General features: G+C 38.7%; 13 protein-coding genes. 3 read left to right on the top strand and 10 right to left on the bottom strand.

Annotated elements, in window-relative coordinates; genetic code table 11:
* Positions 1-42: 42 nt before the first annotated feature.
* Both CAL6303_RS21050 and CAL6303_RS21055 read right to left on the bottom strand, forming a co-directional pair.
* Positions 43-1,659, bottom strand: a complete 1,617-nt coding sequence (locus CAL6303_RS21050) for an alkaline phosphatase D family protein (protein WP_015199852.1) — start codon at positions 1,657-1,659, stop codon at positions 43-45.
* Between the two features lie 201 nt (positions 1,660-1,860).
* Positions 1,861-2,637, bottom strand: a complete 777-nt coding sequence (locus CAL6303_RS21055; RefSeq protein WP_015199853.1) for an ABC transporter permease — start codon at positions 2,635-2,637, stop codon at positions 1,861-1,863.
* Between the two features lie 227 nt (positions 2,638-2,864).
* Between CAL6303_RS21055 and CAL6303_RS21060 the strand changes: the two genes are divergently transcribed.
* Positions 2,865-3,989, top strand: a complete 1,125-nt coding sequence (locus CAL6303_RS21060) for a DegT/DnrJ/EryC1/StrS family aminotransferase (RefSeq protein ID WP_015199854.1) — start codon at positions 2,865-2,867, stop codon at positions 3,987-3,989.
* A gap of 273 nt (positions 3,990-4,262) precedes the next feature.
* Here the strand turns inward: CAL6303_RS21060 and CAL6303_RS21065 are convergent, their stop codons facing one another.
* The 3 genes from CAL6303_RS21065 to CAL6303_RS21075 form a co-directional block, all read right to left on the bottom strand.
* On the bottom strand, positions 4,263-5,015 hold the full coding sequence (locus CAL6303_RS21065; protein ID WP_015199855.1) for a DUF561 domain-containing protein: 753 nt from the start codon (positions 5,013-5,015) through the stop codon (positions 4,263-4,265).
* A gap of 176 nt (positions 5,016-5,191) precedes the next feature.
* Positions 5,192-5,593, bottom strand: a complete 402-nt coding sequence (locus tag CAL6303_RS21070; protein WP_015199856.1) for a hypothetical protein — start codon at positions 5,591-5,593, stop codon at positions 5,192-5,194.
* A gap of 158 nt (positions 5,594-5,751) precedes the next feature.
* Positions 5,752-6,396 carry a hypothetical protein gene (locus CAL6303_RS21075; protein ID WP_015199857.1) on the bottom strand — a complete coding sequence of 215 codons (645 nt, stop codon included), beginning with the start codon at positions 6,394-6,396 and terminating at the stop codon, positions 5,752-5,754.
* Positions 6,397-6,844: 448 nt separating this feature from the next.
* Here CAL6303_RS21075 and CAL6303_RS21080 point away from each other — a divergent pair, with 448 nt between their 5' ends.
* Complete coding sequence (locus tag CAL6303_RS21080; protein ID WP_015199858.1) at positions 6,845-7,099, top strand: microviridin/marinostatin family tricyclic proteinase inhibitor; 255 nt, start codon at positions 6,845-6,847, stop codon at positions 7,097-7,099.
* Positions 7,100-7,102: 3 nt separating this feature from the next.
* Positions 7,103-8,074, top strand: coding sequence for an MvdD family ATP-grasp ribosomal peptide maturase (locus CAL6303_RS21085; protein WP_015199859.1), 972 nt, complete (start codon positions 7,103-7,105; stop codon positions 8,072-8,074).
* A gap of 16 nt (positions 8,075-8,090) precedes the next feature.
* Here the strand turns inward: CAL6303_RS21085 and CAL6303_RS21090 are convergent, their stop codons facing one another.
* From CAL6303_RS21090 to CAL6303_RS21110, 5 genes are all read right to left on the bottom strand, one after another.
* Complete coding sequence (locus CAL6303_RS21090) at positions 8,091-9,359, bottom strand: PAS domain-containing sensor histidine kinase (protein WP_015199860.1); 1,269 nt, start codon at positions 9,357-9,359, stop codon at positions 8,091-8,093.
* On the bottom strand, positions 9,356-11,200 hold the full coding sequence (locus CAL6303_RS21095; protein WP_015199861.1) for a CheR family methyltransferase: 1,845 nt from the start codon (positions 11,198-11,200) through the stop codon (positions 9,356-9,358). Before CAL6303_RS21095 ends, CAL6303_RS21090 begins: the two co-directional genes overlap by 4 nt.
* Positions 11,190-11,828, bottom strand: a complete 639-nt coding sequence (locus CAL6303_RS21100) for a chemotaxis protein CheB (protein ID WP_015199862.1) — start codon at positions 11,826-11,828, stop codon at positions 11,190-11,192. The genes CAL6303_RS21095 and CAL6303_RS21100 overlap by 11 nt, the downstream gene beginning before the upstream one ends.
* Positions 11,829-11,914: 86 nt before the next feature.
* Positions 11,915-12,565: an MAE_28990/MAE_18760 family HEPN-like nuclease gene (locus CAL6303_RS21105; protein WP_015199863.1), complete on the bottom strand. Its 651-nt coding sequence runs from the start codon at positions 12,563-12,565 to the stop codon at positions 11,915-11,917.
* Entirely contained in the window at positions 12,562-13,695 is a 1,134-nt protein-coding gene (locus CAL6303_RS21110; RefSeq protein WP_015199864.1) for a DUF262 domain-containing protein, read from the bottom strand. Before CAL6303_RS21110 ends, CAL6303_RS21105 begins: the two co-directional genes overlap by 4 nt.
* Positions 13,696-13,969: the final 274 nt, after the last annotated feature.

The following is a 13,969-nucleotide window of genomic DNA, read 5'->3' on the forward strand; positions in this document are numbered from 1 at the left end:
CGTTTTGTGTCTACCTTACGTCGCAATGACGTAAATTCCTAGTCATTGCGTAAGTGCTGAGTTTTCCGGTGGCAAATTGACACTATACAATTTTTCTCCACCTAAATTAAGTAATGTCACCGTCATCACTTTTGTATTAGCATCAATTTTGACTGTGCCAAAAAATTGCAAACCTGCTGATGGTGGTTGGTTTTGTTTCATATCTGCCGGAACACTATTAAACTTAACCTGGGGACCAAATGTATTATCTAATTTATTTGGTCCGAATGTTCCAGAATTCAAAGGTCCCGCTACGAATTCCCAAAAGGGTTTAAAATCTTGAAACTGTGCCTGATTCGGGTCATAGTAATGTGCTGCTGCATAGTGTACATCGGCTGTTAACCAAACAATATTTTTAATGTTTTTTTGTTTAATAAATCGCAGTAAGTCAGCAATTTCTAATTCTCTTCCTAAAGGAATTCCATCCCCATTTGCAGAATTTTCAAATTTATCTTTGCCATCTCCAACAATTAAACCTAGTGGCATATCGCTGGCAATTATTTTCCATGTTGCAGTGGAATTTAATAATTTGTTTTTCAACCATTTAATTTGAGAGTTGCCCATAAATGCTGTTTCGGCACTAGCAGTAGTTTGGCGATTAGCTGAATTGGCTCCTCGATAACTACGTTGATCTAGCATTAAGACTTCTAAGTTTTTTCCATAATCAAAACTCCGATAAATAGGTTGTTGTTGAGAATTTAGCTGAATCGGCGTATATTCTAAAAAAGCTTGTTTAGCTCTTTTAGCTAATAGTGAAATATCTTTAACTTGATAACGTTCGTCATCTGCAATTATTTGGGTTGGATACCAATTATTTCTGACTTCGTGGTCATCCCATTGCACTAATTGGGGAATTTCAGCATTAAAGCGTCTGACATTTTCATCTAGCAAATTATAGATATAATTCCCACGAAATTCTGCTATAGTTTCGGCAACCTTTGATTTTTCGGCTGTGGTGATGTTTTTCCAAATAGTCCCATCATCTAGTTTTACTTCTGAACTAATTGGTACATCAGCATAGATATAATCGCCGGAGTGAATGAAAAAATCTGGTTTTAGTTTGCGAATAGTCTCATAGATTTTCATGCCTCCAAATTCAGGATTAATACCCCATCCTTGCCCTGCTGTATCACCTGACCAGGCAAAGTATATATCTTTTTTGAGATCTTTTTTATTATTCCCTATAGTTTGAAATTTACCTAAATAAGGAACACTTTGAATATTACTATGATTGAGATCTTCAAAAATTACTCGATAAAAAAATTGTCGTCCCTGGGGTAAATTTTTGAGATTTGCCCGTGCTGTAAAATCAGTATTTGTTAAGGCGTTACTCCCAAAAAACCGCTTTACTTTCCTAAATGATTCATCAAGTGAATATTCCACAATCATTTTGGCAGGTCTATCACTACGACTCCAAATCACCGCAGAGTTACTATTAACATCACCACTCATGACACCGTAGGAAATTTGAGGGCGATTTTTTTCGGATGTAATAATGGCAGGGGCTTGGGCAAATGCTAATTTATTAATAATATCTGTGCCGATAATCGTACTAGTAACTGTTGCGGATGTAAGTAGAAATTGACGACGTGATAGTGAATTGGGTTTTGAAGAATGCATAAATCAAGGTAGATGAATTAATCAATAAATTAACTAATCAATAAAGAGAGACGTGACATGTCTCGTCTCTACAGGGTAAAATTTGGTGTAAGCAGGTTGGACATTGAAAATTGTCATCAGGACAAGACAGTAGGGGTAAAGGTTTAAAGTTTATTTACATTCCGTTATATAGTTCTGTTTATTTCTGCCGACTTACTTAGGTTAAATTAGCTGTGCCACATTGTTAAAAAATTGACGTGATAATCCCCGTGTTAGCAAGATTGTAGTCAATAAATTGGCGAATGCGATCGCGCACAGAATAATAACCTGATAGGATGCGGCTTCTTCTGCTTTCACACCCCCCAGCAACTGCCCAGAAAATACCCCTGGTAGTGTCACCATCCCCACTAGCATCATTTGATTAATTGTCGGTGACATTGCGGCTTTGATGGCTTCTTGACGATATTTAGCTACTGCTTGTTGGGGGGTTGCACCCAAACTGAGGTGGGTTTCAATTTCTAGGTGACTCGAATCAATAGTTTTTACCAAACGTTCCCCGGCAATTGCTGCGACATTCATGGAACTTGCTAAAATGATTCCCCCCAAAGGAATCAAATACCTCGGTGCAAACCACGGTTCAGGTTGAAGAATCAGCAAGTTGATGTATCCCAGGGTTAACAGTGTACTCACCAACATCGCACCCCACACCAAGGGTAACAATAAAGGTAGCTTGGGAGCGATGCGGTTGCGAAGTGCGATCGCGCTAATTGTCAGTATGATAATTAAAATTGCGAAAACTGCAACAGGACTATTTAAAGCAAAAATAAATTCTAAAATATACCCTAAAACCATTAATTGGAGGATTGTTCTTCCCGTTGCTATCAGCAGGTTAAACTCGATTCCCAACCTTTCCCAGGCAGATAAACCAATGGTTATAGCTATCAAAGCGACAGCAGCAGCCAAATCAATAAAATCTAACTTGATAATTCCTTCTGGCATTAATTTACCTCATCAACACAAACCACCGGGAACTGATGTGATCTAAATTAGATCTTGTGTTGATATATTATCTTTGGCAATGCCAAGATGATCGCCCTTTGTAAAATAACTCAGTAAAAACTCTCATCAAAGCGTATTGCGGACAACAGTCTCAGTCAGCTTTTTTGATTAAAAATTTAATCAGTTAAGAATTCCTATCCACATTTACTTCCTACTTAACCAAAACCATGGTGCCAAGTCTAAATTCGATCCCTGCTTTTGATAATAAATTGCAATATGCCAGTATGGAAGCCGAAATTAGTGCTGCTGTGCTGGATGTATTAGCCTCCGGACGCTACATTGGTGGACCTGTAATTGAAGGTTTTGAACAGCAGTTTGCAGCGTATCATCGTGTATCAAATTGTATCGCCTGCAATTCTGGGACTGATGCCCTTTATCTGGCTTTACGTGCTTTGGAAATTGGTGCCGGGGATGAGGTTATAACCACACCTTTTACCTTTATTGCCACTTCGGAAGTAATTAGTGCTGTGGGGGCAAAACCCGTATTTATCGATATTAATCCTGGTACATACAATCTTGATTTAAGACAGTTAGCAGCCGCAATTACACCGAAAACTAGAGCCGTAATTCCAGTACATTTATTTGGGCAACCTGTAGATATGGATTCCCTGATGGAATTAGCTACAGCTAAAAATATTTTTGTGATTGAAGATTGTGCCCAATCAACCGGGGCAACTTGGGGAAGGAAAAAAGTAGGTAGTATTGGTCATGTTGGATGTTTTAGTTTTTACCCAACAAAGAATTTAGGCGGCTGTGGTGATGGAGGTGCAATTACTACAAACGACCCAGAATTGGCGGCAATGATGCGAGTGATTAAAAATCATGGTCAATCAAACCAGTATTATTACGAAGCAGTAGGTGTAAATAGTCGCTTAGATGCGATTCAGGCAGCAATTTTACAAATCAAGCTGAAATATTTAGATATGTGGAATCAGCAGCGGAGAGCGATCGCATCACGCTACCATAGCCCTTTATCTCAGATCCCCGGTATCATCATCCCCCAAGAATTATCCAAGGGTAAAGGTGTATGGAATCAGTACACAATCCGCGTTTTGGATGGGAAACGGGATTGGTTACGGCAAAAATTACAAGAACTTGGTGTAAATACAATGGTTTACTATCCAATGCCATTACATTTACAGCCAGTTTACGCCAATTTGAACTACGAACCTGGACAACTTCCTGTTTCTGAGCAAATTAGTCACGAAGTATTATCTTTACCCATGTTTCCTGAACTGAGTGAAGAACAGCAGGAACAGGTAATTTATGCACTGAAAGATTCTTTGAGTTAAACCTCAAGATGTAGGGTGTGTGACGCTACGACAACATAATTGTGGAGTGATTAGTATTTGTAGCGTCACGCACCGATGATAACGACTAGTCTGTCAAGAGCAAAATGACAGTTGTAGAGACGTAGCAGTGGTACGTCTCTACAGGATTTTAGATGTGTACATAACCGTCAAAATAAAGTTGACAGACTACTACGTTTAGATTGGTACTTTATTAAAAAGCAAGTCCCTCAGAACCCCGACTTATTTAGAAGTCAGGGTTCTGGAATTCAAAAATTAAGCAAAGTTATGGGAAGAAGTATTGCTGGTTGCTAAAGCTTCAACCAAACCGCGAACTGCGGCAATCATGGCAATTTCGCTGTTGAGTTGGTTAATGGCAGAACCAACACCCACACCTGCTGCACCCGCTGCGGTGGCAATGGGAGCAGTTACACTGGAAATACCCGAAGCACAGAGCACAGGAACCGATACTGCGCGGGAAATCTCGTAAGCTGCGGCAACTGTTGGTGCTGCTTTTTCAATCATTCCCAAAGTACCAGAATGTGTTGGATGACTGCTGGTACCACCTTCAGTTTGAATAATATCAGCCCCAACTTTTACCAATTCTTCGGCTAATTCAACTTGTTTATCCAAAGTTAGAATATGGGGAACCGTTACCGACAAAGTAATTTCAGGAACTAAAGCGCGAGTTTGGACAGTTAGCGCTAATACTTCTTCTGCCTCAAATCGTCTGCCTTGGGCATAAAATGAATCAAAATTACCAATTTCAATTAAATCGGCACCTGCTGCCACAGCTTCCACAAATTTCCGTGGTTCAACTGCTGATACACAAACAGGTAAATTAATCAAGCTTTTAACTAATTTGACTAATTCCGGATCGGCAGCGATATCAACAAACGTTGCACCACCGAGTTCGGCAGCTTTAGCGATCGCGCTAACGCTAGATGCATCAAAATTATTTAAACCGCTGATTACTTTTAGTGCGCGGCGAATAGCGAATGCACGTTGAAGAGTAGAATGCATTGTCATGATTGTTTTTGTGTCTCTACGGAGTACAGTCTATTGTCACATTAGTGTGTCATTCCGGCTAGTAGTTTGATATATAAAAATTAGTTTTGCAGATTTAGATAATTTATCCACAAAAAGTAATTAATTATACAAATAATATTTGCTTTTTATGTATTTAAGTATTGAAAAATCCTTATTCACCGTCGCAATTTCCAATCCCATCCCGAACCAGGACGAGTTAACCAATAGTCATCAGGAGCAAAATCATCAAATTGCTGGTATTCAGGAACTGCTATGTGATGACAATTTCCCTCAATTTCTATTGTCACCGTATTTTGAGTCTCTGGTCGCAATAAAGTATCCCTAATTATCCGTCGCTGGGTTTCTCTAGTTAGTTGTCTTTGTGTAGAAAGACAACGGATTCTAATTAGAGAATTACCAGCATTGGGATTTTCGATTAGATAAGGAAAAATTGGTGATTTTGAATTGTAATTTCTTGATGAGTTGGCATTAGATGTTTGAGCTAAAACTGGAGATAAAACAGATATATAAATAACGAGATTAATAGTGAATAACTGGGTAATTTTTTCGACTTTCATTTTAAATCCTATCAATCAAGTAATTTACAACAGTAGAGGCGTTCCACCGGGAATTTTTATTCGGGGTGGAACTTCTATTAATGTTGAATGTATCCAAGCAAACTCTGAAAAAACGGTGTGTCAACCTACCACTGACACACCCTAAATAGCTGATACAATTATTTTTGATTAGATTTATCCTCTAAAAGTTGATTAACTTGTTGTCCACGACGACCAGTTTTAATTTCATAACGGCGGGTCAAATTATCTTGATAATTCATATCTCTTGCAGCCGCTGAATTTACAAAAGCATCACAATTTCTGCCTTGAACTACGGTAGAAGAATTGCTGCTCCTTTCCTCATTAGTATTATTCCGAGTATCTTTAGAATTACTACTATTTTGACTACCTTGACTAGAACCGCTACCACTAATACCAATTCCTAAAAAGCTTGCACCCCCTCCACCACCATCATTGTGGCTTTTGCTGGAATTAGAACGAGTACTGGTAGAATTGGCAAGGGCAATCTTACTAGCGCTGCTACGGGTGTTGTTACCTAAACCAACATCAGTACAAAGTGCGCGGGGATCTTTTGCCAAAACTTTGGGGTCAACCCAAGATTGATGATCTCCTAAACCTTGAACTTCGCTGTTACCAACTGGTGCAGGGGAATTACTTGGTGTAACATTGCCAGCGGGAGAAACTGCACCGGGTTTAAAAACACCACCAGAAACACCATCAAAAGGACCAGCATTAGCGGGAAGTGCAGAAGCTAATAAAGTTGTTGCAGCTAATAAAGAAGTAGTTAATTTGCGGAAGTTCATCGTTAGTAATCCTTGAATTTTAGTTATTTTTTATGGGGTTTTGCCCTCTCACTCAGCTTTAGGTTTGCCTGGGTTGGTTTATGCACAGTTGGGAAAAGTTTTTTGGGAAAATTTGGATTTGTCCAGTGATAACAATCAAAAAAAGGGTTGGAACCTCTGCCAGATATATGCTGTAGCGGTAAAGTATCTCTCGTATTTTTTCAAATTGGTAAGCTGCTACGCAGCTAAATCCTATAAATTCAGAAATTATAACCTTTGTGGTGCGGGCATCTTGCCCGCTTTAAATATACAAAGTAGGCGCTTAACAGCTTATTACTGGAGTGGAAAACTCTATATTTGCATAAAAAAATATAACTACCCCTATGACTAAACATAGTGCTAGAAAACACGGCTTTCTATGAAAGCAAGTAACTAGTCAATAAACTAAAAATATATAGAGGTAAATTTTATGTCAACCGAGAAGCAAGTACTTCCATTTTTTGTCCGCTACTTGGAAAATCAAGCTGAGGATATGTCGATTGAGGAACTAAATGAGATTTCTGGTGGAAATGGTCAAGTTGTCACTATGGCTTATCCTTCTGATAGCGATACAGCAGATGGCGGATATTCTACAGAACAACCTAAAAGTCCTTTTGATATGCCCAAATTCTCTACCAACTTACCATTTCCTCAATTCGGTTATGGTTCTCCTTACATCAAATAGCAAATGACGATTTTAATTATTACCCACAGTCAAGACAACCAATGTATTGATCGTGTAATGGACGCGATTATCGCTTATGGTGGAAAAAGCTGTTTCCGCTTCAATAGCGATCGCTTTCCCACTGAAATCCACCTTGATGTGTATTATGGTGGCAAAGAGGAACGTCACGTAATTACTGATGGTAATCACCATGTTGATTTAAATGAGGTTTCTGCTGTTTGGTATCGTCGTGTGGCTATAGGTGCCAAAATCCCGGAAACCATGAATTCTCAACTTCGTGACGCTTCCCTGGGAGAATCCCGCGCTACTTTCCAAGGGATGTTGGCAAGTATTCGCGGGTTTCATTTAGATCCTTTGGAGAATGTCCGTCGGGCTGAAAATAAGCAGTTACAACTTCAAGTCGCACGGGATTTTGGTTTAAATATTCCCCGAACTCTGATTAGTAATAATCCTGCTACTGTGAGGAAGTTTGCCGCTGAATGTAATTATCAAATTGTGACAAAAACTCTATCGTCTTTTGCTATTTATAATAGCAAAGGTGAGGATCAGGTAGTTTTTACTAATCCGGTGACACGAGAAGATTTAGAAAACTTGGACGGTTTGCAGTTCTGTCCCATGACTTTTCAAGAGAATATTCCTAAAGCTTTAGAGTTACGAGTAACTATAGTTGGAAATCAGATATTTACAGCCGCAGTGGATTCACAGGTGATGAAAGAGGCTGAAAGTGATTGGCGGAAAAAAGGTTTAGCCTTAATCAATTCTTGGCAAGAATATCAATTGCCGGAAGATGTGGAAACTAAGTTACTACAATTAATGAGATATTTTGGCTTGAATTATGGAGCTATTGATATTATCTTAACTCCAGATGGTAAGTATTATTTTCTAGAAGTAAATCCAGTGGGTGAATTCTTTTGGTTGGAACATAATCCCGGATTTAAGATTTCTCAAAGCATAGCTCAATTATTGCTAAAGTAATTGATTTTGAAGGATTTTATAGGGGGAGGGTGATAGTTACAGTGGTACCAACACCCAGTTTACTGTCGATAGCGATCGCACCTTCTAACAAATCCACTATTTTTTTGACAATTGCTAAACCAAAGCCAATACCAGGTAGGAAGTTGACGACATTTTTGGCTCGATGAAATGGTTCGTAGAGTCTGGGTAAGTCTTCGGTAGGAATACCAATACCTTGATCTTTGACTTCGAGGACAATTTGGTGATTTTGCTGATGTAAGTTAAGTTGGATTACTCCACCTTTGGGTGAATATGTGATGGCATTATTAAGCAGATTATCTAAAATAATATGTAGCATTGTTGCATCTAAGTTAACCCAAGATTCAGTTAGGTGACAATTTAATTCCAAAGTATGTAAATCATCGCCTTTGGGTTGATGCAGTGCGATCGCATTTTCACAAACTTGCTGTAAATTAATTTGGCTAGAATTAACTTTGAGTTGACTTAATTCGGCTTTGTACAGTGATACTTGTTCTAGCAAACGCAGCATTGATTGAATTCCAGTTCTGATGACTTGAAAACATCTAGCTCGCGTCTCTCGGCTAATTTTTCCGTCATAGTTTTCTAGCAACTCGACTGAAGTTTGGACAACAGTCATTGGTGTGCGGAATTCATGGGAAATTGTCTGAATGTAGCGCGAACGCAATTCCTGAAGTTCCTGCGACGAATCTACAGAATTGACAATTGTCATCGATTGTGGTAAGTCAGCAATGTCACGTAATAGCCAACGCCAACCAACTAGTTTTTTTTGAGTATCATAAACAGCAGAAACAGCAATCACGGCTGGAAATGCTTCGCCGCGACGGGGTTGAATTTCGATCTGCCAATGTTGAGACTGGAGTAACTTTTCTGGCTGACTAAGTTGGTTGTGAAAGGCTGTACGCTCTGCCTTGCCAACAAAAACAAGCAATGGTTTGCCAATCAAAAAATCTGTTCGCACCCCCAAGAATCCGCTAGCGAAACGATTAGCTTGCTGAATCACACCTAGGGTATCTGTGACTATGTAGGCATCGGGAGCAAATTCAAATAATTCCCAATAATGTTGCCGTTCTAATTCCAATTCCTGGCGAGTTTGTAATAGTTCCTCATGTTGAACATTAAGTTCCTCTAAGACTATTGCTAATTCTTCAAGAGCAGATGAGAGTAATTCCGGTTCTAGAAGTAACTGATTCGTATTCTGTGATAGGATACCAACTCTGAATTGAGCATTTTGGAGCTTTGTCTCTAACGCTGTGATATTATTCATGATTCTGCTTCCTCCATAACGAGGATAACCCCCTGCCGCTCTCCTGTGGTGCCAATTAGGGGATTGCAGGTGACTCGACAGCGAAAACTTCGACCCCGACGATTGGTGGCATCTATGTCCAACTGTATGTGATTCTTCCCAGCAAGACAAGTTCGGATTGCCTCCCGTAGTTCCCCCACAGGTAAACCAATATCCAAATTAAAAAATGATTGTCCTTTGACTTCTTCGGTTCTTAATCCCCAAAGGTTTTCAGTTTCTTGATTCCAACTGAGGATGTTAAATTGGGGGTCAATTACAACTACCCCAGCTTGAATGCTGGCGAGGATGGATTGGAGGAAAGCATTGATTTGGTTGAGTTCCTGGGTACGCTCTCGCAACTCATCATTAATTGTTTGTAATTCTTCGTTGGTGGAGTGGAGTTCTTCGTTCATTGTTTCTAGTTCTTCGTTGGTAGATTGTAATTCCTCGTTGGTGGTTTCTAGTTCTTCGTTGGTGGATTGCAATTCCTCGTTAGTTGTTTCTAGTTCTTCGTTACTAGATTGCAATTCTTCGTTAGCAGTTTCCAGTTCTTGAGTTACCCGTTGCAATTCCGTTTGCAGGTTGTGGTAGTTGGTGACATCTTTAAAGGCAATTCCCACTCCGAGCAAATTTTCGCCATTTTCCTGTAGGGGTGTGAGTTGCACATCCAAATATTGGATACTGCCATCGGGGAGGTTGCGAACCACATCAGAAATAATTATGGTATGACGATCACTATATATTTGTTCAATACGTGATCGCAATTCGACGGGACGGTAGGAAATTTCTAAATCTCGCAGGGGACTGCCAATATTTTGGAGAGTGATACCAAACATTAACCTTGCTGCTAAATTAGCGATCGCTAAGTTCCCAGTACAATCTATCACTAATTGGGCAATGGGCATGGAATTTAGGGCAGCTTCCCGCAACTGCATATGCATAGCAACAAGATTACTAGCTTCCTCATCACCAGTTTGCCCTAAACCAAGTAAGCGATCGCGTATATGTACCTTAGGTACTTTGGCAAAGATGCGATGTTGTAAACTCAAAGGTGTAAATAAATTACTGTGGGTAAGCAACATCTCTGCTTTCCCCAAAAATAAAAAACCTGTAGGATTGAGGGCAAAATGAAACCGTGACAACATTCTTGCTTGAGCATCGGCATTGAAGTACATTAAGGTGTTACGACATACCAACAAATCTAAGCGGGAAATGGGAGCATCTTGCATTAAGTCATGACGACCAAAAATTACCACTCGACGCAAATCTACCCGAAATACTTGCCGATTTCCCATCGGTTCAAAATATTTTTCTTGCAACTCTACAGGAACAGATTTAATCGCTTGCTTGGTATAACTAGCAGAACGAGCATGGGTTAAAGCATCTTCATCCACATCAGTCGCATATATTTTAACTCGTTGACGAAACTCACTAGCTCCCAAAGCTTCTGCCAAAATCATTGCTAGGGTATAAGCTTCTTCTCCCGAAGCACAACCAGCACTCCACACCCGAATTGGTTCATTTGCTGCTTTGTTACTGATAATTTGGGGTATTAACTGATTGCGAAGATAATCCCAAGCGGAAGCATCACGAAAAAAACCAGTGACATTAATTAAAATTGTATTTAAAAGCTCAATAAACTCTTCTGGGTGAACTTCCAAATAATCCAAATAATCCCCAAAAGATTCAATTTCCCGCGACTGCATTTGTTTACGGATGCGTCGCTGTAAAGTAGAGCGTTTATAACCTGAAAAATCAAAACCTCTTGTCCATTTTAAGTAATCTAACAGTGTTTCAAATACCTTATCTTCTTCATTCCCCATCAGCTTTATGTCCCATTACCAAGGTAATTAAAGCTCTCGCAATTTCGGATAATGGTAAAACTTGATCTACTATACCTGTTTTAATCGCTGCTTTAGGCATTCCATCAAATTCAGATGTTTCACTATCCTCCACAATCACAATTCCACCCTTCTCCTTAATTTCCCTCACCCCAACTGCCCCATCCACACCTGTTCCTGTTAAAATTACAGCAATAGCCTGCGATTCATAACTATTTGCAACTGACTCAAACAGCACATCAGCAGATGGACGCACAAAATGTATCACCTCCGATTGTGTCAGTTCCACAGAACCCTGACTAGTCACCAATAAATGGTAATTTGGTGGAGCAATATAAATTGTTCCAGGATTCATCAATTCTCCCTGCTCTGCTTGTTTCACCTGCAACTTAGTGCGTCTACTCAAAATATCCGCCATCATTGAGCGGTGTTTCGGGTCAAGATGCTGTACGATCACAATCGGTACAGGAAAATTGGCAGGTAAAGCAGAGATGACTTTACTCACTGCTTGTAACCCTCCCGCAGAACATGCGATCGCTACAATCCTGAACTTACTATCACCAGGATGCTTAGGGTTAATTTGCTCTGATTCTGAAAATGATTTTTCCATAATATTTACTCATAAATTTGTAAATTAAATAATTCTTGCTTTTTAAGAGTTGGGGTCGATTTTTCCTGTTTAATAAAGTCACATTGCTAAGGATTGCGTAAATATAATTTCTGGATAGCATTATTTTCAACTTGAGTACGAAAATTTTCCATCATTCCCAAAATTTCATTATGCAACTGTTGATATTCTTCACGATCAAGTGATAAATACTCACCGTGAGCAATTCCATTTCTGCGTTTAAGTAATTGTTCGTTAATGATAACTTCCTTTGTTTGATAAAAAGAATAGTCCAAACCCAGAAGACAGACAATTTCCCGCAAAATATCAGAAGATAAATTGGAACTTGTTGAAATTACATCTTCATAAGGAAGTGAAATTTTCTGACTTGTCTGAGTCAACATGAAATTGGCAACTTCTGTAAATATGGTTGCCTTATTTGTTTCACTTGCCTCCTTGAGTTTAAATTTCATTGCTACGGCTACAAAATTTATCGCTAGCTCCTCACAGGTTAATTGCTGTCTGGCAACAAATTCTAAATAACTAGTTGCAGCAGTTTTAATATATCCTTCCCAATTAGCATATAAAAGTGTTACTCCACTACGTAACACAGCATTATGTTTGCTAAGTCTAAAACTGTTAGTTTCTATCAAGCTTTTTAAGTCGGATATCTCTTTTCGTCTCCAGATTAAATCATCCGTTAGACGCTGATTTAAATGTTCCAACGTGCGAATTTTCATGAGACAAAGAGTTTACGACCAAGAGGAATAAGCTGAGGTAATCTAGCTTTTGCATCTTTTCCTCGTCCAAAAGCAGATGTAAACTCTGGATTAGACCAAATTTCTATAATCTTGTTTTTTATATCTGAACAAGTTGCATTATATTGCTTATAGTTATAGCCAATTCCCAGAGCAATTGCTTCAAAAGGGGCTAACATAAAGCCTCCAGAAAACTTTTGTTTTGCAACATCATATTTTCTAAAACTGTCGTTACCCATACATTCACCTAAAAGCTGGAATGTTTTTTCAAAAGCAGCTTTTTCTTCTTCCATGTCGAAATTATCATTGTTAGCTATTTCTTGAATTTTGTCTGTAAAAAATGTATCTACATCAGGAATTTTACTAAGAGCGTTTTCATCGATATTTCGCAGCACTAAAAATCGACATAGAATTTCAACGTCATACTGTTCTTCCAGTGTTTTGTCACTTAAAGAAATACAAGACTGAAAATTTTCATCCGCACTTAGCTGTTTAATCCATCTATATAGTTTTGGATTTAAACTAACTAAAATACAGTTTCTCAATTCTTGAGGATTGGCTCTGGAACCTCCAGTGTTCAATCTTTGAAAAAGTTCATATTTAGCAAACGTATCGCTTTCTTTTAGTAGAATGTTAACATCTATTTTAGCTCTTTTAATTAATAATCTTTGAGTTGGAGTTAACCCTTTGATAGAGCCATCTGGGTGTTCTTTATCTTCCCATATTTTACTAGTCAACGAAGGCAAATATTCAGTTTTTTGCAAAACTAAGGGAACAACCTGTTTGCCATTTTCATCTTTTAATATACCTACAAATTCATATATTGTAGATAGTCTTTGTAATCCATCCACTACATCCCAAATACCATCTTCTCGTTGAGACACAAAAATGGGTGGAATTGGTATACCTAATAGAATCGATTCGATTAATTTGGTTTTTTGATAATCAGACCAACGAAAAAATCTCTGAAATTCTGGATGAATTTCTATTTCTTCTTGTTGGTAGAGACTAATCAATTCTCCAATTGACATTGAGTAGTGATCGGATCGGATTTCCTGCCTCTTTTGGTCAATTTCGGCTTGGAGTGTATCTACTTTTTCTCCGATATTCATAACTATCGCTTCCAATATATTAAATGGTAAACATAATCACTAAGTATGTTGCTATGATTTGCAACACATCTTCTATTTTAGCGATCGCATGTTTGAACAAACCGATTCCTAAAACGTCTCCATCTAATTGTATTCAGATCAAGACTTACGCACTCGGACATGTAAAATTCCATCACCCTCTGCTCTGTGTCTCCTAAACTTAAACTATTTTGGTTACAGGAAATGTGTTCAGTGTCAATACTACCCATAAATGAAAATCTATAAACAACAGGGT

Source organism: Calothrix sp. PCC 6303 (assembly GCF_000317435.1).
Taxonomy (GTDB): Bacteria; Cyanobacteriota; Cyanobacteriia; order Cyanobacteriales; family Nostocaceae; genus PCC-6303.

Excerpts from the sequence above, each read along its gene's own strand:
- CAL6303_RS21110 (WP_015199864.1), bottom strand. The coding sequence starts at position 13,695 with ATGAATATCGGAGAAAAAGTAGATACACTCCAAGCCGAAATTGACCAA.
- CAL6303_RS21055 (WP_015199853.1), bottom strand. The coding sequence starts at position 2,637 with ATGCCAGAAGGAATTATCAAGTTAGATTTTATTGATTTGGCTGCTGCT.
- CAL6303_RS21090 (WP_015199860.1), bottom strand. The coding sequence starts at position 9,359 with ATGAATAATATCACAGCGTTAGAGACAAAGCTCCAAAATGCTCAATTC.
- CAL6303_RS21095 (WP_015199861.1), bottom strand. The coding sequence starts at position 11,200 with ATGGGGAATGAAGAAGATAAGGTATTTGAAACACTGTTAGATTACTTA.
- CAL6303_RS21070 (WP_015199856.1), bottom strand. The coding sequence starts at position 5,593 with ATGAAAGTCGAAAAAATTACCCAGTTATTCACTATTAATCTCGTTATT.
- CAL6303_RS21060 (WP_015199854.1), top strand. The coding sequence starts at position 2,865 with ATGGTGCCAAGTCTAAATTCGATCCCTGCTTTTGATAATAAATTGCAA.
- CAL6303_RS21085 (WP_015199859.1), top strand. The coding sequence starts at position 7,103 with ATGACGATTTTAATTATTACCCACAGTCAAGACAACCAATGTATTGAT.
- CAL6303_RS21100 (WP_015199862.1), bottom strand. The coding sequence starts at position 11,828 with ATGGAAAAATCATTTTCAGAATCAGAGCAAATTAACCCTAAGCATCCT.
- CAL6303_RS21065 (WP_015199855.1), bottom strand. The coding sequence starts at position 5,015 with ATGACAATGCATTCTACTCTTCAACGTGCATTCGCTATTCGCCGCGCA.
- CAL6303_RS21080 (WP_015199858.1), top strand. The coding sequence starts at position 6,845 with ATGTCAACCGAGAAGCAAGTACTTCCATTTTTTGTCCGCTACTTGGAA.
- CAL6303_RS21075 (WP_015199857.1), bottom strand. The coding sequence starts at position 6,396 with ATGAACTTCCGCAAATTAACTACTTCTTTATTAGCTGCAACAACTTTA.
- CAL6303_RS21105 (WP_015199863.1), bottom strand. The coding sequence starts at position 12,565 with ATGAAAATTCGCACGTTGGAACATTTAAATCAGCGTCTAACGGATGAT.
- CAL6303_RS21050 (WP_015199852.1), bottom strand. The coding sequence starts at position 1,659 with ATGCATTCTTCAAAACCCAATTCACTATCACGTCGTCAATTTCTACTT.